This is a genomic window from Janthinobacterium sp. FW305-128 (genome assembly GCF_020858135.1).
Classification (GTDB): Bacteria; Pseudomonadota; Gammaproteobacteria; order Burkholderiales; family Burkholderiaceae_D; genus Janthinobacterium.
In genome coordinates this window covers 325,567-351,036 of the sequence record NZ_JACYMK010000001.1, presented here as the reverse complement: position 1 = coordinate 351,036, position 25,470 = coordinate 325,567, and the positions used below count along the sequence as shown (strand labels likewise).

The 25,470-nt window shown below is 63.0% G+C and carries 24 protein-coding genes; 5 read left to right on the top strand and 19 right to left on the bottom strand.

The genetic code is table 11. The annotated features are described in order from the left end of the window. Positions 1 to 85: 85 nt before the first annotated feature. From paaZ to paaA, 17 genes are all read right to left on the bottom strand, one after another. On the bottom strand, positions 86 to 2,137 hold the full coding sequence (gene paaZ, locus IGS60_RS01635; RefSeq protein WP_230501995.1) for a phenylacetic acid degradation bifunctional protein PaaZ: 2,052 nt from the start codon (positions 2,135 to 2,137) through the stop codon (positions 86 to 88). Between the two features lie 62 nt (positions 2,138 to 2,199). Further along, a complete protein-coding gene (gene paaY / locus IGS60_RS01630; RefSeq protein WP_230501993.1) occupies positions 2,200 to 2,814 on the bottom strand; it encodes a phenylacetic acid degradation protein PaaY in 615 nt (204 codons plus the stop codon). Positions 2,815 to 2,916: 102 nt separating this feature from the next. Next, positions 2,917 to 3,648 (bottom strand): ABC transporter ATP-binding protein, encoded by a 732-nt coding sequence (locus IGS60_RS01625; RefSeq protein WP_070291038.1) that lies wholly within the window; start codon positions 3,646 to 3,648, stop codon positions 2,917 to 2,919. Further along, complete coding sequence (locus IGS60_RS01620; RefSeq protein ID WP_070224251.1) at positions 3,648 to 4,403, bottom strand: ABC transporter ATP-binding protein; 756 nt, start codon at positions 4,401 to 4,403, stop codon at positions 3,648 to 3,650. The genes IGS60_RS01625 and IGS60_RS01620 overlap by 1 nt, the downstream gene beginning before the upstream one ends. A gap of 1 nt (position 4,404) precedes the next feature. Then, positions 4,405 to 5,388 (bottom strand): branched-chain amino acid ABC transporter permease, encoded by a 984-nt coding sequence (locus IGS60_RS01615; RefSeq protein ID WP_230501991.1) that lies wholly within the window; start codon positions 5,386 to 5,388, stop codon positions 4,405 to 4,407. Further along, positions 5,385 to 6,263, bottom strand: coding sequence for a branched-chain amino acid ABC transporter permease (locus tag IGS60_RS01610; protein ID WP_230501989.1), 879 nt, complete (start codon positions 6,261 to 6,263; stop codon positions 5,385 to 5,387). Before IGS60_RS01610 ends, IGS60_RS01615 begins: the two co-directional genes overlap by 4 nt. 71 nt (positions 6,264 to 6,334) lie before the next feature. Beyond that, complete coding sequence (locus tag IGS60_RS01605) at positions 6,335 to 7,486, bottom strand: ABC transporter substrate-binding protein (RefSeq protein ID WP_230501986.1); 1,152 nt, start codon at positions 7,484 to 7,486, stop codon at positions 6,335 to 6,337. An 84-nt stretch (positions 7,487 to 7,570) separates the two neighbouring features. Next, positions 7,571 to 8,776 carry a 3-oxoadipyl-CoA thiolase gene (gene pcaF, locus IGS60_RS01600; protein ID WP_070291034.1) on the bottom strand — a complete coding sequence of 402 codons (1,206 nt, stop codon included), beginning with the start codon at positions 8,774 to 8,776 and terminating at the stop codon, positions 7,571 to 7,573. Between the two features lie 22 nt (positions 8,777 to 8,798). After that, positions 8,799 to 10,127, bottom strand: a complete 1,329-nt coding sequence (paaK, locus tag IGS60_RS01595; protein WP_230502666.1) for a phenylacetate--CoA ligase PaaK — start codon at positions 10,125 to 10,127, stop codon at positions 8,799 to 8,801. Positions 10,128 to 10,174: 47 nt separating this feature from the next. Continuing rightward, a complete protein-coding gene (gene paaI / locus IGS60_RS01590; RefSeq protein ID WP_070224245.1) occupies positions 10,175 to 10,627 on the bottom strand; it encodes a hydroxyphenylacetyl-CoA thioesterase PaaI in 453 nt (150 codons plus the stop codon). Further along, positions 10,620 to 12,185, bottom strand: coding sequence for a 3-hydroxyacyl-CoA dehydrogenase PaaH (gene paaH / locus IGS60_RS01585; protein ID WP_230501984.1), 1,566 nt, complete (start codon positions 12,183 to 12,185; stop codon positions 10,620 to 10,622). Before paaH ends, paaI begins: the two co-directional genes overlap by 8 nt. A 1-nt stretch (position 12,186) precedes the next feature. Beyond that, a complete protein-coding gene (paaG, locus tag IGS60_RS01580; protein WP_121670501.1) occupies positions 12,187 to 12,978 on the bottom strand; it encodes a 2-(1,2-epoxy-1,2-dihydrophenyl)acetyl-CoA isomerase PaaG in 792 nt (263 codons plus the stop codon). Between the two features lie 74 nt (positions 12,979 to 13,052). After that, a complete protein-coding gene (gene paaE / locus IGS60_RS01575) occupies positions 13,053 to 14,132 on the bottom strand; it encodes a 1,2-phenylacetyl-CoA epoxidase subunit PaaE (protein WP_070311618.1) in 1,080 nt (359 codons plus the stop codon). Between the two features lie 40 nt (positions 14,133 to 14,172). Continuing rightward, entirely contained in the window at positions 14,173 to 14,700 is a 528-nt protein-coding gene (gene paaD / locus IGS60_RS01570) for a 1,2-phenylacetyl-CoA epoxidase subunit PaaD (protein WP_230501982.1), read from the bottom strand. After that, positions 14,700 to 15,467, bottom strand: a complete 768-nt coding sequence (paaC, locus tag IGS60_RS01565; RefSeq protein ID WP_256267233.1) for a 1,2-phenylacetyl-CoA epoxidase subunit PaaC — start codon at positions 15,465 to 15,467, stop codon at positions 14,700 to 14,702. Before paaC ends, paaD begins: the two co-directional genes overlap by 1 nt. Next, positions 15,467 to 15,751, bottom strand: coding sequence for a 1,2-phenylacetyl-CoA epoxidase subunit PaaB (gene paaB / locus IGS60_RS01560; protein WP_070224239.1), 285 nt, complete (start codon positions 15,749 to 15,751; stop codon positions 15,467 to 15,469). Before paaB ends, paaC begins: the two co-directional genes overlap by 1 nt. 28 nt (positions 15,752 to 15,779) lie before the next feature. Further along, positions 15,780 to 16,769: a 1,2-phenylacetyl-CoA epoxidase subunit PaaA gene (gene paaA, locus IGS60_RS01555; protein ID WP_070291027.1), complete on the bottom strand. Its 990-nt coding sequence runs from the start codon at positions 16,767 to 16,769 to the stop codon at positions 15,780 to 15,782. 267 nt (positions 16,770 to 17,036) lie between these two features. On the opposite strand from paaA, the gene paaX reads away from it, so the two are divergent. Beyond that, positions 17,037 to 17,966, top strand: coding sequence for a phenylacetic acid degradation operon negative regulatory protein PaaX (gene paaX / locus IGS60_RS01550; RefSeq protein WP_070224237.1), 930 nt, complete (start codon positions 17,037 to 17,039; stop codon positions 17,964 to 17,966). Positions 17,967 to 18,201: 235 nt separating this feature from the next. On the opposite strand, the gene IGS60_RS01545 is transcribed toward paaX, so the two are convergent. Next, the gene (locus IGS60_RS01545) at positions 18,202 to 18,456 is read right to left on the bottom strand and encodes a hypothetical protein (protein ID WP_070224236.1); all 255 of its coding nucleotides are present in this window, start codon (positions 18,454 to 18,456) and stop codon (positions 18,202 to 18,204) included. A gap of 141 nt (positions 18,457 to 18,597) precedes the next feature. On the opposite strand from IGS60_RS01545, the gene IGS60_RS01540 reads away from it, so the two are divergent. The 3 genes from IGS60_RS01540 to IGS60_RS01530 all read left to right on the top strand — a co-directional run bounded on the left by IGS60_RS01540 (position 18,598) and on the right by IGS60_RS01530 (position 23,331). Further along, positions 18,598 to 19,722: a M14-type cytosolic carboxypeptidase gene (locus IGS60_RS01540; protein WP_230501980.1), complete on the top strand. Its 1,125-nt coding sequence runs from the start codon at positions 18,598 to 18,600 to the stop codon at positions 19,720 to 19,722. A 368-nt stretch (positions 19,723 to 20,090) separates the two neighbouring features. Beyond that, positions 20,091 to 21,800 (top strand): methyl-accepting chemotaxis protein, encoded by a 1,710-nt coding sequence (locus IGS60_RS01535; protein ID WP_230501979.1) that lies wholly within the window; start codon positions 20,091 to 20,093, stop codon positions 21,798 to 21,800. 421 nt (positions 21,801 to 22,221) lie between these two features. Continuing rightward, a complete protein-coding gene (locus IGS60_RS01530) occupies positions 22,222 to 23,331 on the top strand; it encodes a cytochrome-c peroxidase (protein WP_230501977.1) in 1,110 nt (369 codons plus the stop codon). Between the two features lie 46 nt (positions 23,332 to 23,377). On the opposite strand, the gene pmbA is transcribed toward IGS60_RS01530, so the two are convergent. After that, positions 23,378 to 24,730 carry a metalloprotease PmbA gene (pmbA, locus tag IGS60_RS01525; RefSeq protein WP_230501975.1) on the bottom strand — a complete coding sequence of 451 codons (1,353 nt, stop codon included), beginning with the start codon at positions 24,728 to 24,730 and terminating at the stop codon, positions 23,378 to 23,380. Between the two features lie 92 nt (positions 24,731 to 24,822). On the opposite strand from pmbA, the gene yjgA reads away from it, so the two are divergent. Then, the gene (gene yjgA / locus IGS60_RS01520) at positions 24,823 to 25,422 is read left to right on the top strand and encodes a ribosome biogenesis factor YjgA (RefSeq protein ID WP_070224233.1); all 600 of its coding nucleotides are present in this window, start codon (positions 24,823 to 24,825) and stop codon (positions 25,420 to 25,422) included. The last annotated feature ends 48 nt before the right edge of the window (positions 25,423 to 25,470 follow it).

Below are 25,470 nucleotides of genomic sequence, written 5' to 3'. Positions count from 1 at the left end.
ACCCCCATAAAAAAAGCGCCACCCGCGCGAAGTTCGCGGGTGGCGCCATTCACACCGGTCCTGCCGGAGACGCTTACTCTCGGACTTACTCGCGCTTCGACACCAGGGTCAGGATGTCGTAGCTGGCCACCAGCTCCTCGTTCTGGTTGGTCACCTGCACGTCCCACGCGACCACGCCCTGGCCCACGCCAAAGACGTCCTTGCGGTTGCGGTCGACCTTGCGCTTGCACGTGAGGCGCGCGCGGATGGTGTCGCCGATGGCGACGGGAGCGACGAAGCGCAGGTTGTCCAGACCGTAGTTGGCCAGCACGGGACCGACACCGGGCGAGACGAACAGGCCGGCGGCGGCGGACAGCACGAAGTAGCCGTGGGCGATGCGCTTGCCGAACTGCGATTCCTTGGCCGCGATTTCATCGAAGTGCATGTAGAAGAAGTCGCCCGAGATGCCGCCGAAGGCGACGATGTCCGCTTCGCTGACCGTGCGGCGGTGCGTGAGCAGCGAGTCGCCCGTCTTCAAGTCCTCGAAGTGCTTGCGGAACGGGTGGATCGGACTTTCGTTGACGTCCGCGCCGCGCACGTATTCGCCCGTGATGGCCGCCAGCATGGTCGGCGAGCCTTGCACGGCCGCCCGTTGCAGGTAGTGGCGCACGGCGCGCACGCCGCCCAGTTCCTCGCCGCCGCCCGCGCGGCCAGGGCCGCCATGCTTCAGCTGCGGCAGGGGCGAGCCATGGCCCGTCGAATCGACGGAAGCCACGCGCTCGAGCACGTGCACGCGGCCATGCGTAGCCGCCACCTGCGGCACCACGCGCGCGGCGATCTTCGGATCGCGCGTCACCAGGGTGCTCACCAGGCTGCCCTTGCCGCGCGCGGCCAGGGCCAGCGCTTCATCGATATCCTTGTAACCCATCATGGTGCTGACGGGGCCGAACGCTTCCACGTCATGCACGGCATCGTTGCCGAAGGCATCGCGGCACAGCAGCAGGGTCGGCGAGAAGAAACTGCCGTCCTGCGCGCCATCGCCGAGCGGATTGAATCCGTCGGCCACACCGAACACCACTTCATTACCCTGCGACAGGGTGGCGACCCGTTCGGCCACGTCGTTCTGCTGCTCTTTCGACGCCAGCGCGCCCATGCGCACGCCTTCGATGGACGGGTCGCCCACCACCACCTTGGCCAGGCGCTCGCGCAGGCGCGTGCCGACGGCGTCCATCAGGTGCTCGGGCACGATGATGCGGCGGATCGCCGTGCACTTCTGGCCCGACTTGCCCGTCATTTCGCGCACGACTTCCTTGACGAACAGGTCGAATTCCACGTCGTCGGGCGTGACGTCCGGTGCCAGGATAGCGCAATTGAGCGAATCGGCTTCGCCGTTGAAAGGCACGGACTGGGCGATCAGGTTGGAATTCGTGCGCAGCTTGGCGGCCGTGGCGGCCGACCCTGTAAACGTGACGAAATCCTGGCCATTCAGGCGGTCCAGCAAGTCGCCCGTGGAACCGATCACCAGCTGCAAGCTGCCGGCCGGCAGCAAGCCCGATTCATGCATCATGTGCACGACGGCCTGCGTCAGATAGCTGGTCGCCGTGGCCGGCTTGGCGATGCAGGGCATGGCCGCCAGGAAGCTGGGCGCGAATTTTTCCAGCAGACCCCAGATGGGGAAGTTGAAGGCGTTGATGTGCACGGCCAGGCCGCCGCGCGGCACCAGGATGTGCGTGCCGGCGAAGCCGCCTTTTTTACCGAGCGCGATGGCCGGGCCTTCGTGCAGCACGTTCGACGACGGCAGCTCGTTGCTGCCCATGCTGGCGTAGGCGAACAGCGTTCCCGTGCCGCCTTCGATGTCGACCCAGCTGTCGGCGCGCGTGGCGCCCGACAGGTGCGAGATCGCATACAGTTCTTCCTTGCGCTCGACCAGGTACAGGGCCAGCGCCTTCAGGCGCGCGGCGCGCTGCTGGAAATCGAGCGCCATCAGGCCCGGCACGCCCGTCTTGCGCGCATACGTGACGGCTTCGTCGAAGTCGATCTTTTCCGCATGCGTATGATAGATGACGCGGTTGTTCAAGGCACTGTGCAGGGGCACGGCGGCGCTTTCGCCCAGCCAGCGGCCGGCGATCAAGCTTTGCAGGGTGGATATGTGAGCCATGTGGTTTCTCCGTTAGGGGTCAGACCCGTCGGGTCTGACCCCAGCATTTAAAGGGTTAAAGGTTATTGCGCAGCAGCGTTCTTGTGCAAATGCAGCGGCAAGGCCGATTCGAAATTGAGGCGCTGGCGGTTCGCCTCGACTTGCGTCAGCGCTTCCACTTCGCGCATCGTCTGCATCGAGCGCACGGCCAGTTCGTGGTACTGGCCCGTGCCCGAGCTTTTCCATTTGATTTCATCGTCGGTCAGCGTGCGGATCACCTTGGCGGGCGTGCCCACCACCATGCTGCGCGGTGCGACGACCATGCCTGCCTTCACGAAACTCATGGCGGCGACGATGGATTCCTCGCCGATGACGGCGTTGTCCATCACCACGGCGTTCATGCCGACGAGCGCATTGCGGCCGATGCGGCAGCCGTGCAGCACGGCGCCATGGCCGATATGGCCATCGACTTCGACTACCGTGTCGCAGCCGGGGAAGCCGTGCATGACGCACGTGTCCTGCAGGTTCGCCCCCTCTTCCAGGATCAATCGGCCGAAGTCGCCGCGGATCGAAGCGAGCGGACCGATATAGCAGCGCGGACCGACGATCACGTCGCCGATCAGCACGGCCGATGGGTGCACATAGGCGCTGGGGTGGACGACGGGGGTGACGCCGTTGATTTCGTAGACTTTGACCATGCAAACTCCTATTCATCTGCGCGCCATGCACGCTATTACTAGACGCAGCGGAAAACTGGGGTCAGACCCGGCGGGTCTGACCCCGGCCCTCCGCTGCTGTCTTCACATACCCAGGTACGCGCTCTGTACCTGCTCGTTGTGCAGCAATTCGGGGCCGGGACCGGACAGGGTAATCGCGCCCGTCTCGATCACATAGCCCACGTCCGCGATCGACAAGGCGGCGTGCGCGTTCTGCTCGACGAGGAAGATGGTGATGCCCTGGTCGCGCAGCTCGGCCACGATGCGGAAGATTTCCGCGATCAGGAGCGGCGCCAGGCCCATGCTCGGTTCATCGAGCAGCAGCAGTTGCGGGCGGCCCATCAGCGCGCGCGCCATGGCCAGCATCTGCTGCTGTCCTCCGGAGAGCGTGCCGGCCAGCAGCAGGCGCTTTTCCTTCAGGATCGGAAACAGGCCGTACATGCGCTCCATGTCGCCCGCCACGTCCTGTGCGGGGCGTGTAAACGCGCCCAGGCGCAGATTGTCTTCCACCGTCATGGGGCCGAACACTTGCCGCCCTTCCGGCACCTGGCAGATGCCGGCGCGCACGCGCTTGTCGGCGCTCATGCGGCTCACGTCCTGGCCGGCGAAGGCGATGCTGCCGGCGCTGATCGGCTGCACGCCGGAGATCGCCCGCAGCAAGGTCGTCTTGCCGGCGCCATTGGCGCCCACCAGCGCCACCAGCTGGCCCTGGCGCACCTGCAGGTCGATGCCGTGCAGGGCCTGGATGCGGCCGTAATGGCTGGTCAGGCCGGCGATATCGAGCACCAGCGGTGTCTGAGGTTTTTCCATCTTCATCATGCCGCCACTCCCAGGTATGCCGCCACCACGTCGGGATTGGCGCGCACTTCGGCGGCGGTCCCTTCGGCCAGCTTCTTGCCATAGTCGAGCACCAGGATATGGTCCGACAAATTCATCACCAGTTTCATGTCATGCTCGACCAGCACCACCGTCACGCCCGATTGCGCCACCTTGCGGATCAGGGCTTCGATCTCGCCCGTCTCCGTGTGGTTCAGGCCCGCCGCCGGCTCATCGAGCAGCAGCACCTTCGGCTTGGCCGCCAGCGCACGGGCGATTTCCAGGCGTTTTAATGCGCCATACGACATCTGCCCCGCCTCGTCGCCGATGTGGCGGCCCACGCCGACAAATTCCATCAGGCCCGCCGCCTCGTCGCGGCAGGCCGCATCGGCGCGGCGCACGGACGGCAAACGCAGCATGGAGGCGAACAGGTTCTGGTTCAGGCGCAGGTGCGCGCCCACCATCACATTGTCGATGGCCGTCATGTTCATGCATACCTGCAGATTCTGGAAGGTGCGGCTCATGCCGCGCCGCGCCAGCGCATCGGGCGACATGGCGGCCACGTTCTCGCCATTGAGCAGGATCTCGCCTTTGGTCGGCGTATAGACACCGGTGATCAGGTTGAACAGGGTCGTCTTGCCGGCGCCGTTCGGCCCGATCACGGAGTGGATATTGCCTTCCTTGACGGTAAAGCTCACGTCCTGCACCGCATGCACGCCGCCGAAGCTCTTGCTCAGGTTGTTAATCGTCAGCATCTCACACCTCCCGTGCAGATTGAGGCGGTGCTTTCGGCGTGGCAGAACGCTTGCGCGAACGGCTGGCCAGGCTCGGCACCAGGCCCTTGGGCATGAAGATCATGGTCGCCATCAGGATCACGCCGAACACCACCGTTTCCCAGCCTTCAAAACTGGACAGCAGTTGCGGCAAAATCGTCAGCAGCGCGGCGCCGATGATGGAACCGAAGATCGACGCCATGCCGCCCACCACCACCATCGTCACCAGCTCGATCGAGTGGAAGAAGCCGGCCAGGTTGGGCGTGATGAAACCGATGTAATGGGCGCTGATGCTGCCCGCGATGCTGGCAATCACCGCCGACAGCACGAACACGCGCACCTTGAAGCGCGTCGTATCGACGCCGACGACGCGGGCCGCCACTTCCGAACCGTGGATGGCCTGCAACGCGCGGCCGACAGGCGAATCGATGAGGTTCAGGGCCAGCCACGTGACCAGCAACAGCAGCACGGCGCACACCAGGTACCACGATTTTTCGCCGGCGATTTCCAGGCCGGCGACACTGAAGGCGGAGACGCCGATGCCGTCTGGACCGCCCGTCCATTGCGTCTCGTTGTTGATGACGATGGAAATGATGATGCCCAGTCCCAGCGTCGCCATGGCCAGGGTATGGCCCTTGAGTTTCAGTACGGGACGCGCCAGCAGCAGCGCCAGCAGGCCCGTGGCGACGGCGCCGGCGGCCAGGGCGGCCAGCGGCGGCCAGCCATAATGCGTGGTCAGCACGGCCGACGCATACGCGCCCAGGCCATAGAAGCCCGCGTGACCGAGGCTGATCTGGCCCGTATAGCCCATCAAGAGGTTCAGGCCGATGACGACGATGGCGTTCAGCGCGATGCGGATCGCCACGTCATAGTAGAACGCATTGCTGAGGAACAGGGGCAAAATGGCCAGCACCAGGGCCAGCACCAGCAAGCCGCCATGGCGCGAGCGGGTAAGGAAATTCTTCATACACGCTCCGAATTTTTAGCGCCAAACAAGCCTTGCGGCAGGAAGAACAGGATCAATAAAATCAGCACGAACGGGACCGCATCCTTGTAGGCGGAGGAGATGTAACCTGCCGTCATGGCTTCGGCGATGCCGAGGATCAGGCCGCCGGCAATCGCGCCTGCGCCGCCACCGAGGCCACCCAATACGGCGGCGACAAAACCTTTCAGGCCCAGCATGATGCCCGCGTCATACGATGTATACGTGATCGGTGCGACGAGGATGCCGCCCGCCGCGCCCAGCAGGGCCGACAGGCCGAACGAGAACAGCAGGACCTTGCGCGTGTTGATGCCCACCAGTTGCGCGGCCAGCTTGTTGTGCGAGGTGGCCAGCATGGCCTTGCCCATCAGCGTGCGGCCGAAGAACCAGCCCAGCACCAGCACGATGACGACGGTCACGCCCAGCACCCACAGGCTTTGCGGCAGCAGGCTGGCGCCCAGAAATTCGATCGGCGCGTCGCCGGAAAAGGCCGGCAGCGAGTGCGTATCCTTGCCCAGCCAGATTTGCACGAGGCCGCGCAGCACGAGCGACGCGCCGATGGTGATGATCAAGAGGGTGATGACCTGCGCGTTTTGCGCCGGTTCGATCACGGCTTTTTCCATCAACAGGCCAACGGTGCCGGTGGCGATGACGGCCAGGATGATGGCCAGCGGCAGCGGCACGCCGGCGGCCGACATCACGGCGGCCAGCATCCCGCCCAGCATGATGAATTCGCCCTGCGCGAAATTGATCACGCCGCTGGTGTTGTAGATGATGGTAAAGCCCAGCGCCGCCAGCGCGTAGGCGGAACCGACCGTCATCCCGGAATACAGAAATTGTAGAAATTGTGCGACTTCCATGGTGTCTCCATTATGTTCGGCTATGCGCGGGCCGCCTTCGAGGGCGGCCTCGCGCAGTACTCTGGCTTACATCACTTCGACAATTGCCATTCGCCGTTCTTCACTTCCACCATGCGGAAAGCCGACAGGTCCAGGCCCATGTGGTCTTTGGCCGACATGTTGAACACGCCGGTCGTGCCCACAAAACCCTTGGTCTGCTCCAGCGCCGTGCGCACTTTTTCGCGGTCCGTACCGCCGGCGCGCTTGATGGCGTCCACCGACAGGTTCAGGGCGTCGAGCGCATAGCCGCCAAAGGTCGACGGATCGATCTTGTAGCGCTCTTTATACGTCTTGTCGTAGCCGACGACGACGGCCTTCTGCGCGTCGCTGTCGGGCAGCATGGCGCCGATCAACAGGGCCGGCGTCGGCAGGCGCACGCCTTCGGCAGCCTTGCCCGACAGCTTAAGGTATTCGTCCGACGCCACGCCATGCGACTGGTACAGCGGCAGCGCGGCCATGCCCAGCTGGCCGTAGTTCTTGGTCACGACGGCCGGGCCCTGGCCCAGGCCGAAGACGAAGACGGCCTGCACGCCGGCCGTATTCTTGATGCGCGTGAGCTGCGCCGTGATGTCCGTGTCCTTCGGGCCGTAGGTTTCATCGGCCACCAGGGTGATGCCATATTTGGAAGCGACGATCTGCGACTCCTTGCGGCCCGAGGCGCCGAAGCCGCTCGTTTCCGACAGCAGGCCCACCTTGCTGATGCCGCGCTTCTTCATGTCCTCGAACACCTTCTCGGCCGCCATGCGGTCCGTATGCGGCGTCTTGAACACCCACTTCTTGACCGGATCGATGATGACCACGGCGCCCGCCAGCGAGATGAACGGCATGCTGGCGCGCTCCACCAGCGGCGCCATCGCCATCGTCGCGCCGGTGGTGGTGCCGCCGATCAGCACGTCGACCTTGTCCGACTCGATCAGGCGCTTGGTAAAACCGTTGGCCTTGGCCGCATCGCTGCCGTCGTCGTAGTGCACCAGTTCCAGCTTGCGTCCCAGGACGCCGCCGGCCGCATTGATTTTCTCGATATACAGCTGCAGGGTTTTCAGTTCCGGGTCGCCCAGGAAGGCGGCCGGACCCGTGACGGACAGCACGGAACCGATCTTGATGTTGTCGGCCGCGTACGCACCCGCGGCAGTCATGGCCAGCACGCCGGCGATCAGGGTTTTCTTGAAGATATTGGCAATCATTATGGTCTCCACCAGGTTGGCACTACGGTCAATTATGGTTGGCGCTTTTTTGCAAGCCTGCGCCTTTTTTGTTGTTTTACTTTTTTATACGCGTTCAATGACGACAGCAATACCCTGCCCCACGCCGATGCACATGGTGCACAGCGCATAGCGCCCGCCCGTGCGTTCCAGCTGGTTCAGCGCCGCCATCACCAGGCGCGCGCCCGATGCGCCCAGCGGGTGGCCGATGGCAATCGCCCCGCCATTCGGGTTCACGTGGGCCGCATCGTCGGCCAGGCCCAGGTCGCGCGTGACGGCCAGCGCCTGCGCGGCAAACGCTTCATTGAGTTCGATCACGTCCATCTGCTCAATGGTGAGGCCGGTCTGCGCCAGTACCTTGCGCGACGCCGGCGAGGGACCAAAGCCCATGATGCGCGGCGCCAGGCCCGCCGTGGCCATGCCCAGCACTTTTGCGCGCGGCGTCAATTTGTATTTATCCACGGCGGCGGCGGACGCGAGCAAGATCGCGCAGGCGCCGTCGTTCAAGCCCGAGGCGTTGCCGGCCGTGACCGTGCCATCCGCCTTCACCACGCCTTTCAGTTTCGCCAGCATTTCCAGCGAGGTGTCCGGACGCGGATGTTCATCCATCGTCACCATCTTCGGCTCGCCCTTTTTTTGCGGCACGGCGACGGGCACGATTTCGCGATCGAACACGCCGGCCGCGTTGGCGGCGGCCCAGCGCTGCTGGCTGCGCAAGGCCAGCGCGTCCTGGTCGGCGCGGCTGATGCCAAATTCCACGGCCACGTTTTCCGCCGTTTCCGGCATGGTATCGATGCCGTACTGCGCCTTCATTTTGCCGTTGACGAAGCGCCAGCCCAGGGTCGTGTCTTCGATTTTCGCCGCGCGCGAGAACGCGCTGTCGGCCTTGCCCATCACGAAAGGCGCGCGCGTCATGCTTTCCACGCCGCCGGCGATGATCAGCTCCGCCTCGCCCGCCTTGATCGAGCGGGCGGCCATACCCACGGCGTCCAGGCTGGAGCCGCACAGGCGGTTGATGGTATTGGCCGGCACTGCCGCCGGCAAGCCCGCCAGCAGCGCGGCCATGCGGCCCACGTTGCGGTTGTCTTCGCCCGCCTGGTTGGCGCAGCCGTAGAACACGTCGTCGATGGCGGACCAGTCGACGGACGGGTTGCGGGCGATCAGCGCGGCGATCGGCAGCGCGCCCAGGTCGTCGGCGCGCACGCTGGACAAGGCACCGCCGTAGCGGCCGAAAGGTGTGCGCACGGCGTCACAGATAAAGGCTTCATTCATGTTTGCTTCCTTGTTCGGGCTATCAGGAGAAAATCTTCGGGCGCTGGTCGACCACGCGGCGGGCCTTGCCCGTCAGTGTGCGTTCGATGCCGGCGGCGGCCACCAGGCGTACGCGCGTGCTCACGCCCACGTGCGTCTTGATGCGGTGTTCCAGCTCGCGCGCCAGGGCATCCGTTTCGCTGGCCGAGATGGTGGCCGTCAGGTCGATGCGCAGCTCGGCGATCACTTCGAGCTTGTCGAGGTGGCCGTCGCGCGTGACGACCAGCTGGTACTGCGGCGCCAGCTTCGGCATTTTGAGGATCAGCTCTTCGATCTGCGTGGGGAAGACGTTCACGCCGCGGATGATCAGCATGTCGTCGGAGCGGCCCGTGATCTTGCCGATGCGGCGCATGGCCCGCGAGGTCGGCGGCAGCAAGCGGGTCAGGTCGCGCGTGCGGTAGCGGATGATGGGCAGCGCCTCTTTCGACAAGGAGGTAAACACCAGTTCGCCCTCTTCGCCGTCCGGCAGCACTTCGCCCGTTTCCGGATCGATGATCTCGGGGTAAAAATGGTCTTCCCAGATGACGGGACCGTCCTTGCTCTCGATGCATTCGGACGCCACGCCAGGCCCCATCACTTCGGACAGACCGTAGATGTCGACGGCGTCGATGCCGGCGCGCGCTTCGATTTCCGAACGCATGGCGTCCGTCCACGGTTCGGCGCCGAAAATGCCCACCTTCAGCGACGATTCGGCCGGGTCCAGGCCCTGGCGCGTGAATTCCTCGATGATGTTGAGCATGTAGGAAGGCGTGACCATGATGATGGACGGCTTGAAATCCTGGATCAGCTGCACCTGCTTTTCCGTCTGGCCGCCGGACATCGGGATGACCGTGCAGCCGAGGCGCTCGGCGCCGTAGTGCGCGCCCAGGCCGCCCGTGAACAGGCCGTAGCCATACGAGATATGCACCATGTCGCCCGCGCGGCCGCCGCCGGCGCGGATCGAGCGCGCCACCACATTGGCCCAGGTGTCGATATCGTTCTGCGTGTAGCCGACCACCGTGGCCTTGCCCGTGGTGCCGCTCGAGGCGTGGATACGCACCACCTGCTCGCGCGGCACGGCAAACAGGCCGAACGGGTAATTGTCGCGCAAGACTTTTTTGTCCGTGAACGGGAATTTGGAAAGATCGGACAAGGATTTGAGATCGTCCGGATGCACGCCCGCTTCGTCAAAGGCGGCACGGTAATGGGGCACGTTGTCATAAGCGTGCTTGAGCGTCCATTTCATGCGTTCGAGCTGCAGCGCCTGCAGTTCATCCTTGCTGGCGCGCTCGATCGGCTCGAGGTCATTCGGGGAAGGCGTACGTTGGACCATCATTGTCTCCTGTTTAATTCTTTAACTATTCAATCGGTTCCGGCAGTTCAAGCCTGCTCTTGTATGACTTCGCCCGCCACGCGGATCGACTTGCCCCGGAAGAGCGCGACGGCGCGGCCTTCCTGGTTGCTGACCTTGACGTCATAGACGCCGCTCTTGCCCGCCAGCGCCTGCTCGACGGCGTGCGCCGTCAGCACGTCGCCTTCGCGGCCCGGCGCCAGGTAGTCGATGGTGCAGCCGGCGCCCACGGTATTCATGTTGTAGCTGTTGCAGGCGAAGGCGAAGGCGCTGTCGGCCAGGGCAAAAATGAAACCGCCGTGGCAGGTCTGGTGGCCATTGAGCATGTCGGCGCGCACCGTCATCGTCATGCGCGCATGGCCGGGACCCACGTCGGCCAGGGCGATGCCCATGGCGGCGGTGGCGTTATCGCGCGACAGCATGGAGGCGGCAGCCGCTTCGGCCAAAGCCTGGGCAGCGTGAATATGGTCTTCCTTATGCATGAAACGGTGCTCCATTGGCGAGTTTGCGGCGCAGCAGCGGCGAGACCCTGTAGCGGTCTTCGCCATAGCCTTGCGCCAGGTGGTGCAGCACGGTCACGATCTGTTGAACGCCTACCGCATCGGCCCAGGCCAGCGGTCCGCGCGGATAATTGACGCCCTTCTGCATGGCGATATCGACGGCATCCGCCGTGCACACGCCCTGGTTGACGGCGTCGGCCGCCTCGTTGGCCAGCATGGCGACGGTGCGCATGACGGCCAGGCCAGGCACGTCGTCCAGGCGCGTGACGGTGAAACCGGCCGCCTGGAACAGGCCGACGACGGCCGCATAGGCGTCGTCGCTGCACTGGTCGGCACGGGCCACGGCGATGCGCTTTGCACTGGCGTAATCGAGCGCCAGGTCGAACAGCACCGTGTCCGGATGCTGGTTGTCGTGCGCGCGCTGGGTGGCGCTGCGCCCATCGGTCAGATAGATCGCGGCGCCATGGCAATGCAGGGCCGGTGCCTCGTCATGCGCCTGGCCTTCCTGCGTCACGCGGCGGCTGACGGTGACGCCCGCCTGCTCCAGCCGCTGCACCAGGCTGCGGATGATGCCGCTGTGGCCACGGCCATCGCCGCCGATGGCCGCCGACAGGGCGACGAATTCCGGGGTCGCTTGCGCGCCTTCCGCCTGCGCGACAGGAGCGCTGGCGCCTTCACCGTACAGGTAAAATCCCCGGCCCGATTTGCGGCCCAGGAAACCCGCGTTGACCATTTCCTGCTGCAGCACGGACGGCGTGAAGCGCGGGTCGTTGAAATAGGCGCCGAACACGGACTGGGTGACGGAGAAATTCACGTCGTGGCCGATCAGGTCCATCAGTTCGAATGGCCCCATGCGGAAGCCGCCCGCTTCGCGCAGCACGGCATCGATGGTGGCGGCATCGCCCGCCTGTTCATTCAGCAAGCGCCAGCCTTCCGCATAGAACGGACGGGCGACCCGGTTGACGATGAAGCCCGGTGTCGATTTCGCATGCACGGGGTTCTTGCCCCAGGCGATGGACGTGTCATACACGGTGGCAGCGACCTGCTCGCTGGTGGCCAGCCCGCTGATCACCTCCACCAGCGCCATCAGGGGCACGGGATTAAAGAAATGCATGCCGACCAGGCGTTCCGGCCGGCGCAGCTTGGCGGCGATGGCCGTGACGGAGATCGACGAGGTATTCGTCGCCAGGATGCAGTCGTCGCTGACCAACGCTTCGAGTTCGGCGAACAGGCCGCGCTTGACGTCGAGGTTTTCCACGATGGCTTCCACCACCAGGGCGCAATCGCTCACATCGGCCAGGCTGCCGGCCGCCTGCAGGCGCGCCGTGGCGGCCGTGGCTTCGTCCAACGTCATGCGGCCCTTCTCGGCCAGCTTCGCATACATCTTGCCGATATCAAGCAAAGCCTTGCTCACCGCTTCCGCGCGCGTGTCGTACAGTTTGACTCTGTAGCCGGCGGCAGCGGCCACCTGCGCGATGCCGGCGCCCATGGCGCCGCTGCCGATGACGGCGACGATACTGTTGTTGTCCAAAGCTGCCATATCAGTGTCCCTTGAATTGCGGTGTGCGCTTTTCCATGAAGGCGGCCACGCCTTCGCGGTAATCGTCGCTGTTACCGAGATCGCTCATCATGCGCGCTTCCAGCGCAAGCTGCTGCGGCAGGGTATTGGCGCCACTGAGAGCCAGCGCCTGCTTGGTGTACGCCAGGCCCTTGGTCGGTGCGGTAGAAAAGTGCACGGCCAGCTTGCGCGTCTCTTCCGCCAGCTGCGCGTCATCCACGCATTTCCAGATCAAACCCCAGTCCTCGGCCTTTTCCGCCGTCAGTTTTTCGCCGAGCATGGCCAGTCCCATGGCGCGCGCGGAACCGATCAGCCGTGGCAGGAAAAAGGTACCGCCCGTATCCGGAATCAGGCCCAGCTTGCAGAACACTTCGACGAAACTGGCCGACTTGCCGGCGATGACGATGTCGCAAGCCAGCGCCAGGTTGGCGCCCGCGCCGGCGGCCACGCCGTTGACGGCGCAGATCACGGGCATAGCCAGGGCTTTCAAGGCCAGCACCAGCGGCGCGTAGTTCTTTTCCACCGATTCGCCCAGGTCCACGCCCTTCGAGCCCGGTTCCACGGCGCGGTCGGACAAATCCTGGCCCGCGCAAAAGCCGCGGCCCGCGCCCGTCAGCACGAAGACGCGAACGGAACTGTCGGCGTTCACTTGCGCAAGCGCGTCGCGCACTTCCTCGTGCATGGCTTGCGTAAAGCTATTGAGCTTGTCGGGACGGTTCAGGGTGAGCGTCGCGATACCCTGCTCGATGGTGAAGAGGATGTTTTGGTAGGTCATGGCATCTCGCTATTTTTATTTATTGGCCCGCAGCGGAAATCTGGGGTCAGACCCGGCGGGTCTGACCCCGGCTTTTATTCTGCCTGATCGAAGTCGACGACGACCTTGTCGGTCAGCGGAAAACTCTGGCAGCTGAGGACGAAGCCGCGCGCCACTTCATAGTCTTCCAGCGCGTAGTTGACGTCCATCTCGACCTTGCCGTCGAGGATCTTGCAGCGGCAGGTCGAGCACACGCCGCCCTTGCACGAGTAGCGCATGTCCAGCCCACTGCGCAGTCCCGCGTCGAGGATGGACTCCTTGTCCTTGTCCATCATGAACGTGGTATGGTTGCCGTCCATGATGACGGTCACTTCCGTTTCCTGCACAGCATCCGCAGCCAGCTGGGCGCGCGGCTTGTGGGCGTTTTTCGGGATGCTGGCGGCGAACAGTTCGATCTTGATATTCTGCTTGGGCATGCCGGCCGCCTGCAGGGCAGCGGACACGCCGAGCATCATGTCTTCCGGGCCGCAAATAAACGCGTTGTCGTAGTCTTCGACTTTGATCCAGTGCTGCAGGAACTGCTCGCATTTTTCCTGCGTGATGCGGCCGTTGAACAATTCGATGTCCTGCTGCTCGCGGCTCATCACGTAGACGAGGTTCAAACGCTCCAGGTACACATCCTTCAGGTCCGTCAATTCTTCCTTGAAGATGACGGAGGACGAGGCGCGGTTGCCGTAGAACAGAGTAAAACGGCTCAGAGGTTCCGTCAGCAAGGTCGTCTTGATGATGGAGAGGATGGGCGTGATGCCGCTGCCGGCCGCGAATGCCAGGTAATGCTTGCGGTTGACGCAGTCGAGCGGCACGTTGAAGTGTCCCATGGGCGGCATCACCTCGATGGTGGCGCCGGCTTTCAGGGTGTCGTTGGCCCAGGTGGAGAAAGCGCCGCCCGGCGTGCGCTTGATGGCCACGCGCAGGGTGCCGTCCTGCACCGCCGAACAAATGGAATACGAACGGCGCACGTCTTCCGCGTTGATGTTGGCGCGCAGGGTCAGGTGCTGGCCCTGCTGGAAGCGGAACTGCTGCTGCAGTTCAGACGGCACGTCGAACGTGACGGCGATGGTGTCGCGCGTTTCGTTGCGCACGTTGGCCACGGACAGCGGATAAAATTTACTCATGCTTCATCTCCAGTTTCTTCGGAACGTGTGCCTGATTTTTTTAGTGGCACTTGAAGTAGTCAAACGGTTCGCGGCAAGCCAGGCATTTGTACAGGGCCTTGCACGGCGTGGAGCCGAACTGGCTGGTCAGCTGCGTGTGCGTCGAGCCGCAGTTCGGGCAGATCACGTCCAGTTTCGGCATCGCCTGGCGCTTGACGCCGCCACGCAAACCGCTGATGTCGATCACCTGCTGCTGCGGCGGGGCGATGCCGTAGCCTTTCAGCTTGGCCTTGCCCGCCTCGCTCATCCAGTCCGTGGTCCAGGCGGGCGCCAGCTGGTTCACCAGGGTCACCTTGGCCACGCCATGGCTGCACAAGGCATCCGTGACGGCGTCGGCGATCACCTGCATGGCCGGACAACCCGAATACGTGGGCGTGATCGTCACGATGCACGCATCGCCATCCGTCACTTCGACGGCGCGCACGATGCCCAGGTCCACCACCGAAATGACGGGGATTTCCGGGTCAGGCACGTCGCCCAGCCAGGCCCAGACCTGGGCCGCGTCCAGCGCTGCCATGGGCGTGTTCATTACCACTCCGCCCCGGGGTAGGCGCGCTGCAGGAACTGCATCTCGGCCAGAATAAAACCCAAGTGTTCCGTGTGCGTGCCCTGCTTGCCGCCCTTTTGCATCCAGGCGTCGGGCGCCGGCATGGTCAAGGTGGCTTCGGCGAAGATCTCGGCCACGTGCTCGAGGAAAGCCCGGCGCAGCACGTCCGATGGCGGCGCGATGCCGGCGGCGACCATGGCCTGGTCGACGGCGTCGTACTTGAACATCTCGCCCGTGTACATCCACAGCTTGTCGGCCGCGGCCTGCGTTTTCGCATGGCTGTCCGCCGTGCCGTCGCCGAGGCGCACGATGAGGTCACCGCTGCGGCGCAGGTGATACGTCACTTCCTTGATCGACTTTTGCGCCACATCGACGATGCGACCATCCGTCGATTTCGTCAGTTCCAGCAGCTGGAAGTAGTGCCAGCTGTCGAAGAAGAACTGGCGCATCATGGTGTCGGCGTAATTGCCGTTCGGCTGTTCGACCAGCAGGCAGTTCTTGAAATCGTGGGCGTCGCGCAAGAAGGCGATGTCGTCCTCGTCGCGGCCCGCGTTTTCCAGTTCCGCCGCATAGCTGAACCACAAGCGCGTCTGGCCCAACAGATCGAGCGCCACGTTGGTCAGCGCCATGTCTTCTTCCAGCGCCGGTCCCTTGCCGCACAGCTGCGACAGCTGCTGGCTGAGGATCAGGGCGTTGTCGCCCAGGCGCAAAAGGTAGTTGACCTTGTCATCCATTGCAGGCGCTCCCATCACAGGTTCTTGACTTCTTCCGGCATCGGGAAGAAGGTGGGATGGCGGTACACCTTGCTGTTCGACGGTTCGAACAGGGCGCCCTTGTCGCCGGGGCTGCTGGCGACGATATCGGCCGCGCGCACCACCCAGATGCTCACGCCTTCATTGCGGCGCGTGTAGACGTCGCGCGCATGGTTGACCGCCATCGCGGCGTCGGACGCGTGCAGGCTACCTACATGCTTGTGCGCCAGGCCGTGCTGGCTGCGGATGAAAACTTCCCACAAAGGCCATTCTTTGCTCATGTTGCTATCCCCTATCTGTCTTATGTAATTACGCTGCTGCTTTGTTAGCGGCTTGCTTGTCGGCATAGGCGACCAAGGCATCGCGGAACCATGCGCCGTCTTCATACGCTTTCACGCGCGTTTGCAAACGTTCGCGGTTGCACGGGCCATTACCCTTCAGGACATTGTTGAACTCGGCCCAGTCGATCTCGCCAAATTCATAGTGGCCCGTCTCCGCGTTGAACTTCAGGTCGGGATCGGGCACGGTCAGGCCAAGGTATTCGATTTGCGGCACGGTCTGGTCGACCATGCGCTGGCGCAATTCATCGTTCGAGAACAGCTTGATGCGCCATTGCGCCGATTGCGCGCTGTTGACGGAGGCGGCGTCGGACGGGCCGAACATCATCAGCGATGGCCACCACCAGCGGTTCAAGGCATCTTGCGCCATGGCTTTCTGTGCGGGCGTACCCTTGCACAGCGACATCATGATGTCGTAGCCCTGGCGCGCATGGAACGATTCTTCCTTGCAGACGCGGATCATGGCGCGCGCATACGGACCGTAGGAACAGCGGCACAGGGGAATCTGGTTGATGATGGCGGAACCGTCGACCAGCCAGCCGATGGCGCCCATGTCGGCCCACGACAGGGTGGGATAGTTGAAGATGCTGGAATACTTGGCTTTGCCAGAATGCAAGGCAGCGAGCAAATCGTCGCGCGACACGCCCAGGGTTTCCGCGGCGCTGTACAGGTACAGGCCGTGGCCCGCTTCGTCCTGGATCTTCGCCAGCAGGATCGACTTGCGTTTCAGGGTCGGTGCGCGCGTGACCCAGTTACCTTCGGGCAATTGGCCGACGATTTCCGAGTGCGCGTGCTGCGAAATCTGGCGGATCAGCGTCTTGCGGTAGGCGTCCGGCATCCAGTCCTTGGCCTCGATCTTGATGCCTTCGTCGATGCGCGCCTGGAAAGCGCGCTCTTCCTGGCCCATGTCGTCGATGGAGCGGACGTTCTTGAGGCCGGTTTCAACCATTTGTGCGTACATGATGTGTCTCCCATGTCTTTGATTTTGCGCAGCAACGCGGTGCGATAAACAGATAATACGATACAAAAAACGATTTGCATACACTTGATGTGAATCATTTTAAAAAATCGTATCTTGTGCAGCTTTTTTGTGCGTATGATATTGCTTATGAGAAAACACCATGGGGCGCTACCCGCGCTTCCGGCAAATTATTGCCGCGCTACCCGCGCAGCCAAGTAAACTGCTGCTTTTATTGAACCGACCGCAACACGGCCAGACCGGAACCACATGAAGAACACCCGCTGCACGGCATGGATAGCCGATTTCCTGGAAAGCGACCCACCGCGCTCGAAGTCCCTGGTGATGACCATCTTCGGCGACGCCATCGTGCCGCGCGGCGGCGCCATCTGGCTGGGCAGCCTGATCGAACTGCTGGCGCCATTCGGCGTCAATGACCGGCTATTGCGCACCAGCGTGTTCCGCCTGGCGCAGGAAGGCTGGCTCAGCTCGCAGCGCGACGGCCGCCGCAGCGCCTATGCGATACGCCCGGAGGCGCTGGCCCGCTTCGAACGCGCCTACCGCCGCATCTACGCGCCGCTGGTCGTGCACTGGGATGGCAGCTGGACCCTGGTGATCGGTCCGGCCGGCAGCATCGGCGCCGCCGAACGGGGCGCGCTGCGCAAGGAATTATTGTGGGCGGGCTACGGCTTGATCTCTCCCGGCATCTTTGGCCATCCGGCCAGCAATGCGGAGGCGCTGGAAGATATCCTCGTGCGCAACGAGGTGCAGGGCAAGCTGTATGTCTGCCACACAACAGAGTTGCCGGGTGTCAGCACGCGGCCCCTGCGCGACATGGTGGGCGACTGCTGGGACTTGTCGGAAGTGATGGCCGGCTACGAAAAATTCATCGCCAGCTTCCAGCCGCTGCTGACCCTGCTGCAGGAAGAACCCGTGTTCGATGCGGAGCAAGCGTTCGTCATCCGCTCGCTGCTGACGCACGCCTACCGTCGCGTGCAGTTGCACGACCCGCAACTGCCCGTCGAACTGCTGCCCGAACCGTGGCCTGGCACGCAAGCCTATGCGCTGGCGCGCGACCTGTACCGCATCACGTATGCTCCTGCAGAGGAACACATCCTGGCCACCCTGCGTCGCGAGGATGAGCACGCGCCGGACGTGGAGCCGTGGTTTTACGAACGCTTCGGCGGACTGAACACCTGATAAAACGTCCATGGCGGCGTTGCAGGGCCTGGGCGTACGTTCGTACTGCCTGCGGCCCTGCGCCTTGCCCTGGCCATTTTTCAGGTGTTCAGGAATAAGAACACCTATCAAAACCTACTGCGCGTCGGTATTTGCGGCCTGCGATGCTCACTGTACCTTCGTACAGTTGCGCTTCTCAACCACAACTCCCTTCCGCTCGCTACGGTTTTGTTAGGTGTTGTAAGTCACCGCCTGCTCACTGTTTTGCCACCACCTGCTTGGCCCCCGCCAGCAAATCCTGCCCCAGCTTTTCCAGCGCATTGGCCTGCACCAGCATGGTGTCGAGGATGGCGACGTTGAAGGTGAATTCGGCCGGCGTCGTGTAGCCGGGGAAACGTATGATGCGCAGCAATTCCTGCAAGGTCGTGCCCTTGCCCAGGTGCGCCAGCGCGTCGCTGAGGGCGCTGATTTTCTTTTCCAGTTCGCGTATGTGGTTGCTATGGTCGTCCATGATGATCTCCCCATGTCGGAGCTTCCACGTTAGCAAAGCATGTCCGTCATCGTTTGCGCCAGCACAAAGGCCACCGCAAAACAGGTATCATCGCGCCATTGCACACGATGCAAAACCCATACGTTTTTATCAGGAACACTCATGACCATTAAAATCAGCCAGCAATTCGACGCCGGCGCGATCGAGGTGCTGCGCGCCGACGATGCCCAGTCCATCGAACTGAACATCCGCAAGGATTCCCACGCCGACATCACGCAGTGGTTTTACTTCCGCCTGCAAGGCGCGCAAGGCGAGGCGTGCACGATCCGCTTCATGAATGCCGGCAAGTCCGCCTACCCGGACGGCTGGAAAGACTACCAGGCCGTGGCCAGCTACGACCGCGAAACCTGGTTCCGCGTGCCGACCAGCTTTGACGGCACGGTGATGACCATCGAACACACGCCCGAGGAAGAAAGCGTCTACTACGCCTATTTCGAACCGTATCCATGGGACCGCCACCTGGCCCTGATCGACAGCGCGCAAGCGTCGCCGCTCGTGCGCCTGATCGACCTGGGCAGCACGGTGGAAGGCCGCGACATGAATCTGCTGGTCGTCGGCGACGCCGATGCCGAGAAAAAAGTCTGGGTCATCGCGCGCCAGCATCCGGGCGAGACGATGGCCGAGTGGTTTGTCGAAGGCATGCTTGAAGCCTTGCTGAACCAGGCCAATCCCTTTGCCCGCCAGTGCCTGCAGGACGCCGTCTTCTACGTGGTGCCGAACATGAACCCGGACGGTTCCGTGCACGGCAACCTGCGCACCAACGCGGCCGGCGCCAACCTGAACCGCGAATGGATGACGCCGACCATGGAGCGCAGCCCGGAAGTGTTCCTGGTGAAACAGAAAATGCATGAAATCGGTTGCGACCTGTTCCTCGACGTGCATGGCGACGAAGGCTTGCCCTACGTCTTCGTGGCCGGCAGCGATGCGCTGGAAAATTTCACGCCAGCACAAAAGGCCGAGCAAGAGCGCTTCATCGCCGACTTCAAGGTGGCCAGCCCCGACTTCCAGGATGAGCATGGCTATGAAGACGGCCCGTTCACGCCGGAAGTGCTGACCATGGGCTCGCCCCACATCACGCACGCTTTCGGCTGCCTGTCGCTGACCCTGGAATTGCCGTTCAAGGACAACGCCAACGATCCCGACCCGCAAACGGGCTGGAGCGGCGCCCGCAGCGCCGCACTGGGCGCGGCCGTGCTGCAACCTATCCTGTCCACCTTGCGCGCCTGAGCGCCTGGGCCGACACGGCCTGCCTGATCCCTTGCCCCGCTCGCCGGGGCATTTTTTTTGACCGCACGACAAGCGTTGCTGGCCGAGCGGATTTTTTTCCTAACATCTTGCCTGTCAGAAATTATCGTCCTACACTAAGCAACAGAATCGGGCCGCGCCACGCTGCGCTGCCCCGCAAGAATATCTCGCCGGGCGGGTCGCCAATGACTTCCCGGCCACCGGCAATACGCATCCACGGCCCTGTCCCTGCCGAATTAGCTTTCTGTAACGCAAACTGACCGCATCAGCATCGTCTTGAATGGACACAGCCTGTCCGCGGGACGATTCCCTGCGCACGCTTTCCGCTTTTCGCCGAGGATGAATGACCTATGTATAAGCTTAAAATCAGTACCCGCCTGGCCGTCAGTTTCGGCTTGATCATTGTCCTGCTTGCCATGGTGGCATTTGTTTCCATCAGCCGCATTCGCAACATCAACACCTCGACGGAAAAAATTCTCAACGACCGCTATGTCAAGGTCATGTTGTCGAATACGATACAGTCCGAGGTCAATATCCAGGCCCGCCTGCTGAGCATCGCCATCATCGGCGCCAACGATGCCGACGAAGTCAGCAGTTCCGTGACCAAGATTCAGGCCTCGATCAAAAAGAATACGGAGCTGCTGGCGCGCCTGAAAACCATGATCAACACGCCCAAGGGCCAGGAACTGCTCCAGGCCGTGATGAGCAGCCGCGAAAGCTATGCCAGGACGCGCGATGCGAACATCAAACTATTACAAGAAGGCAAATCAGAAACGGCGGGCATCTTCCTGTTGACGCAGTTGCGCTATCCGCAAGAAAAATTCTTGACGGCCCTGGCGGCCATGACCAGCTTCCAGGAATCGCTGATGGAAAGCGAAGGCAAGCAAGCCGCCGCCGATGGGCGCATGGCCATCATCCTGACCTTGTCCCTGTCCATCGCGGCGACGGCCATTGCCATCGCGCTGGCCATCCTGATCAGCCGTTCCATCAGCCGGCCCATCGCCGAAGCCGTCAAGGTGGCGCAACGGGTGGCGGCCGGCGACTTGTCGGTCAGCATCGACGCGCGCGGCAACGATGAAACGGGCCAGCTGCTGCGCGCCTTGAAAGAGATGAATGACAATCTGCAAGGCATCGTGGCCCGCGTGCGCCATGGCACGGACGCCATCGCCCACGGCTCGCGTGAAATCGCCTCCGGCAATATGGACCTGTCTTCGCGCACGGAACAGCAAGCCAGCTCGCTGGAAGAAACGGCCTCGTCGATGGAAGAACTGACGTCGACCGTCAAGCAGAATGGCGAAAACGCGCGCCAAGCCAACCAGATGGCGCAATCGGCCTCCAGCGTGGCCAGCAAGGGCGGCCAGGTGGTGGCGGAAGTAATCACCACCATGGATTCCATCAATGCCTCGTCGAAGAAAATCGTCGACATCATCAGCGTTATCGACGGCATTGCCTTCCAGACCAATATCCTGGCGCTGAATGCGGCCGTGGAAGCAGCCAGGGCAGGCGAACAGGGACGGGGCTTTGCCGTGGTCGCCACGGAAGTGCGCAACCTGGCCCACCGCTCCGCCTCCGCCGCCAAGGAAATCAAGATCCTCATCGACGATTCCGTGCACCAGGTCAGTCTTGGCAGCACCCTCGTGAACCAGGCGGGCAGCACCATGGAGGAAATCGTCAATAGCGTGCGGCGCGTCACGGATATCATGGCCGAGATCACGTCCGCCAGCAACGAGCAGGAAGCGGGCATTGAACAGATCAACCAGGCCATCACGGAAATGGACGCCGTGACCCAGCAAAATGCAGCCCTCGTGGAAGAGGCGGCCGCCGCGTCCGAAGCGCTGCAGGATCAAGCGGGCATCCTGGCCGAAGCCGTCAGCGTGTTCAAACTCGACGGCACACAGGCGCTGGCGCCAGCCGCGCCAGCATCGCGGCCGGAGCCAAAGCCGGCGCCACGGCCCGCAGCCGCCACGGCGGCCCAGCCCCGGCTCGTCGCCAACGCCCCCGCCAGCCGCAAGAGCGCCGCGCCCGCCATGGTGGCGGAAGGCGAGTGGGAACAATACTGACCGTACTAACGGTGCCGCAGCCAGCCGCCCGTGCCGCACTCCGGCACGGCGGGCGGCACCAAGAGCCTATCCCAGTAGATGAATACATCCCCTGCTGGCGGCCCTCAGAAGCGGGAACTGCGTTGATCGTCGTCGCGTGGCTCGCCACGCGTCCTCCTCACGCCTTGTCCGCGCTCCTGATGAACTGCCAGCAGAAGACGCTCCCTACTGGGATAGGCTCTAAACCATGGCGCAGCGCAGCATCGCAAATCGTTGCCACGCCGGCTATTGCTGCCTATACTGGGCGCAGCATTGTCTGTCCCTCCCCTTGCCGATAGCGACCCCACCTATGACCATCAAAGACCAGCCACGCGCTGAGGCGCGATTTTCACCGACCCGATTTGCACACGTGTGCATATCTTTGTTGCTTGGCTTGCCCGGCATGCCAGGCGCAGCGGCCGAACTCAGCCCTGCCGCACAGCTGGGGCGGCGCATCTTCCACGATGCCAGCCTGTCCGCCTCGGGCAAGCAGTCGTGCGCCAGTTGCCATGACCCGGCCCATGCTTACGCGCCAGCCAACAAGCTGGCCGTGCAACTGGGGGGCGCAGATGGCCAGGCGCACGGCTACCGCGCTACGCCATCGCTGCGCTACCTGGAACACACTCCGCCCTTCCGCTTTGATGGGGAAGGCGCACCCAACGGCGGCATCAACTGGGACGGCCGCGCCGCCAGCCTCGCGGAACAGGCGGAACGGCCTTTCCTGGCACCGCACGAAATGGCCAATGCCAGCACGGATGAAGTGGTGGAACGGCTGCGCAACGGCAGTTACGCGGAAGCATTCCGGCACGTCTTTGGCGCTGCCATCTTTACGCAACCGCAACAGGCATTCAGCCGCATCACCTATGCCTTGCAGCAATTCCAGCAGGAAGAGCCGGACTTCCACCGCTACGATTCCAAATATGACCTCTACCTGGCCAACAAGGTTCCGCTGGAGCTGGCGGAATTGCGTGGCCTGGCCCTGTTCAACGATGAACGCAAGGGCAATTGCGCCGCTTGCCACCCCAGCGGGCGGGGCGAACATGGCGCGCCGCCCTTGTTTACGGACTTCAGTTTCGACAATCTGGGCGTGCCGCGCAATACGCGCATTCCCGCCACGGCCGACCCCGCGTATTTCGATCTGGGCTTGTGCGGTCCCGACCGCACGGACCTGGCGCTGAAAGGCGAGCTGTGCGGCGCCTTCAAGGTGCCCAGCCTGCGCAATGTGGCCACGCGCCAGGTGTTTTTCCACAACGGCGTGTTCGACAACCTGACGGATGCCCTGCGCTTCTATGTGCGGCGCGATACGCATCCGCAAGAATGGTATCCGCGCGACCAACGAGGGAAAGTGCAGAAATTCAATGACGTACCCGCGAGGTACCGCGCCAACGTCAACGTCAGCGAAGCGCCGTTCGACCGCAAGCGCGGCATGGCGCCGGCGCTGACGGCGGGCGAGATCGAGGATATGGTGAAATTTTTGGCCACCCTGACGGATGGCTATCAAGTCCAGCAGTAAAGCATGGGGCGCCTGCGCGGCGTAGCCGCGGCGGGTCCCCAAGCACTCAGCCGCCCGCCACCACCATGCTCTCGATGAGGATGGAACCCGTCTCTTTGGTGCCGCGGCGCAGCACGTCGGCGCCTACGGCAACGATGTTGCGCAGCATGTCCTTCATGTTGCCGGCAATCGTGATTTCTTCCACCGGATACTGGATCACGCCATTTTCCACCCAGAAACCGGACGCGCCGCGCGAATAGTCGCCTGTCACGTAATTGGTTCCTTGTCCCATCAGTTCCGTCACCAGCAAGCCCGTGCCCAGTTTTTTCAGCATGGCACTAAAATCGTCGCTGGCGGCCGTCAGGCTCGAGGTCAGGTACAGATTGTGCGAACCGCCCGCGTTGCCCGTCGTCTGCATGCCCAGCTTGCGGGCCGTATAGGTCGACAGGAAATAGCCTTGCACCACGCCATCCTTGACGACGTCGCGGCTGACGGTTTTCACACCTTCTTCGTCGAACGGCGCCGAACCGACGCCGCCGATCACGTGCGGATCTTCAAAGATGTGCACGTGCGACGGCAGCACTTGCGTGCCCAGTGAATCGTTCAGGAACGTGGATTTGCGGTACAGGGCGCCGCCCGAGGTCGCTTGCACATAGGTACCGAGCAAACCGGCTGCCAGCGGCGCCTCGAACAGCACGGGGCAAGTGCGCGTGCCCAGCTTGCGCGCGTTCAGGCGCGACAGCGCGCGCTCGGCGGCATAGCGGCCGATGGCTTCCGGGCTCGACATCTTGGCGGCGTCGCGCACGGACGAATACCAGTCGTCGCGCTGCATCTTCGCGCCCTTGCCGGCGATGGGTGCCACGGACAGCGTGTGGCGCGAAAACGGGTAGCCGCCGATGAAGCCGCGCGAATTGGCGGATACAAAGTGCGATTGCTGCACGTGCACGCTGGCGCCCTCGCTGTTCGTGATGCGCGGATCGACGGCAAACGCGGCCGCCTCGGCACGTTGGGCCAGTGCGACGGCTTCCTCGGTCGAAATGAGCCAGGGATAGAACAGTTGCAAATCGCGGGGGGACATTTCCAGCATGTCGGCGTCGGCCAGGCCCGCGCAATCGTCCTCGGCCGTGAAGCGCGCGATATTGTAGGCGGCGTCCACCGTGGCGCGCAGGGCGGACGGCGAAAAGTCGGAGGTGCTGGCATTGCCGCGTTTCTTGCCGACAAACACGGTCACGCCCATGCCCTTGTCCTTGTTTTGCTCGATCGTCTCGATCTTGCCTTTTCGTACAGAAACGGACAGGCCGCCGCCTTCGCTGACCTCGACGGCAGCGTCGGTGCCGCCCGCTTCCCGCGCAAAAGACAACACATCACGGGCCAGTTGCTGCAATTGCTCTTGACTATGGGTAAATACGGAGTCGTTCATGCGCTGTTTTCTTCGGAAAGCCGCTAAAAAGGTTATCATAGCAGTCGTTTACAGTTTACAGGTGCGGCCTACGCGGCCAATCCCGCCTTATCATGCCAAATCCAAACCGGGGAGCTTGCGGCTTCCAATCCACCGAATTCGAACAGGAATATGAACGTCCGTCGAAATCGGAACTCAAGCGCCAGATGACCGTCCTGCAAAAGCTGGGCGAAGAACTCGTCAATGAGGCACGCGACCGCGTCAAGCGCGTCCCGATGCCGGAAGACGTGCGCGACGCCATTCTCGAATGCCAGCAAATCAAGGATCACGAAGGCCGCCGCCGTCAGCTGCAATACGTGGGCAAGAAAATGCGCACCCTGGATGAAGAAGAAGTTGCCGCCATCCAACGCACCATCGATAGCTGGAAAGGCTTGTCGAAAGCCGACACGGCCAATATGCACGCGATGGAACGCCGCCGCGACAAGCTGTTGACGGATGACAAGGCGCTCACCGTCTTGCTGTCGGAAAACCCGGAGCTGGACGTGCAGCACCTGCGCACCCTGATCCGCAATGCCCGCAAGGAGCAAGCCGAGAACAAGCCGCCGAAAGCCTACCGCGAAATCTTCCAGATCTTGAAAGAGATCGCCAAGAAGAACAACAGCGGCAAGAAAGATGCCGATGAAGATGGCGTTGAGCAAGAAGAAGACGAATAAGCAACTGGGGTCAGACCCGGCGGGTCTGACCCCGAAAGCAGCGAAAAA

Bases quoted from the DNA above. Each gene is read 5' to 3' on its own strand.
- paaZ (WP_230501995.1), bottom strand. From the start codon at position 2,137: ATGGCTCACATATCCACCCTGCAAAGCTTGATCGCCGGCCGCTGGCTG.
- paaY (WP_230501993.1), bottom strand. From the start codon at position 2,814: ATGGTCAAAGTCTACGAAATCAACGGCGTCACCCCCGTCGTCCACCCC.
- IGS60_RS01625 (WP_070291038.1), bottom strand. From the start codon at position 3,648: ATGAAGATGGAAAAACCTCAGACACCGCTGGTGCTCGATATCGCCGGC.
- IGS60_RS01620 (WP_070224251.1), bottom strand. From the start codon at position 4,403: ATGCTGACGATTAACAACCTGAGCAAGAGCTTCGGCGGCGTGCATGCG.
- IGS60_RS01615 (WP_230501991.1), bottom strand. From the start codon at position 5,388: ATGAAGAATTTCCTTACCCGCTCGCGCCATGGCGGCTTGCTGGTGCTG.
- IGS60_RS01610 (WP_230501989.1), bottom strand. From the start codon at position 6,263: ATGGAAGTCGCACAATTTCTACAATTTCTGTATTCCGGGATGACGGTC.
- IGS60_RS01605 (WP_230501986.1), bottom strand. From the start codon at position 7,486: ATGATTGCCAATATCTTCAAGAAAACCCTGATCGCCGGCGTGCTGGCC.
- pcaF (WP_070291034.1), bottom strand. From the start codon at position 8,776: ATGAATGAAGCCTTTATCTGTGACGCCGTGCGCACACCTTTCGGCCGC.
- paaK (WP_230502666.1), bottom strand. From the start codon at position 10,127: ATGGTCCAACGTACGCCTTCCCCGAATGACCTCGAGCCGATCGAGCGC.
- paaI (WP_070224245.1), bottom strand. From the start codon at position 10,627: ATGCATAAGGAAGACCATATTCACGCTGCCCAGGCTTTGGCCGAAGCG.
- paaH (WP_230501984.1), bottom strand. From the start codon at position 12,185: ATGGCAGCTTTGGACAACAACAGTATCGTCGCCGTCATCGGCAGCGGC.
- paaG (WP_121670501.1), bottom strand. From the start codon at position 12,978: ATGACCTACCAAAACATCCTCTTCACCATCGAGCAGGGTATCGCGACG.
- paaE (WP_070311618.1), bottom strand. From the start codon at position 14,132: ATGAGTAAATTTTATCCGCTGTCCGTGGCCAACGTGCGCAACGAAACG.
- paaD (WP_230501982.1), bottom strand. From the start codon at position 14,700: ATGAACACGCCCATGGCAGCGCTGGACGCGGCCCAGGTCTGGGCCTGG.
- paaC (WP_256267233.1), bottom strand. From the start codon at position 15,467: ATGGGAGCGCCTGCAATGGATGACAAGGTCAACTACCTTTTGCGCCTG.
- paaB (WP_070224239.1), bottom strand. From the start codon at position 15,751: ATGAGCAAAGAATGGCCTTTGTGGGAAGTTTTCATCCGCAGCCAGCAC.
- paaA (WP_070291027.1), bottom strand. From the start codon at position 16,769: ATGTACGCACAAATGGTTGAAACCGGCCTCAAGAACGTCCGCTCCATC.
- paaX (WP_070224237.1), top strand. From the start codon at position 17,037: ATGAAGAACACCCGCTGCACGGCATGGATAGCCGATTTCCTGGAAAGC.
- IGS60_RS01545 (WP_070224236.1), bottom strand. From the start codon at position 18,456: ATGGACGACCATAGCAACCACATACGCGAACTGGAAAAGAAAATCAGC.
- IGS60_RS01540 (WP_230501980.1), top strand. From the start codon at position 18,598: ATGACCATTAAAATCAGCCAGCAATTCGACGCCGGCGCGATCGAGGTG.
- IGS60_RS01535 (WP_230501979.1), top strand. From the start codon at position 20,091: ATGTATAAGCTTAAAATCAGTACCCGCCTGGCCGTCAGTTTCGGCTTG.
- IGS60_RS01530 (WP_230501977.1), top strand. From the start codon at position 22,222: ATGCCAGGCGCAGCGGCCGAACTCAGCCCTGCCGCACAGCTGGGGCGG.
- pmbA (WP_230501975.1), bottom strand. From the start codon at position 24,730: ATGAACGACTCCGTATTTACCCATAGTCAAGAGCAATTGCAGCAACTG.
- yjgA (WP_070224233.1), top strand. From the start codon at position 24,823: ATGCCAAATCCAAACCGGGGAGCTTGCGGCTTCCAATCCACCGAATTC.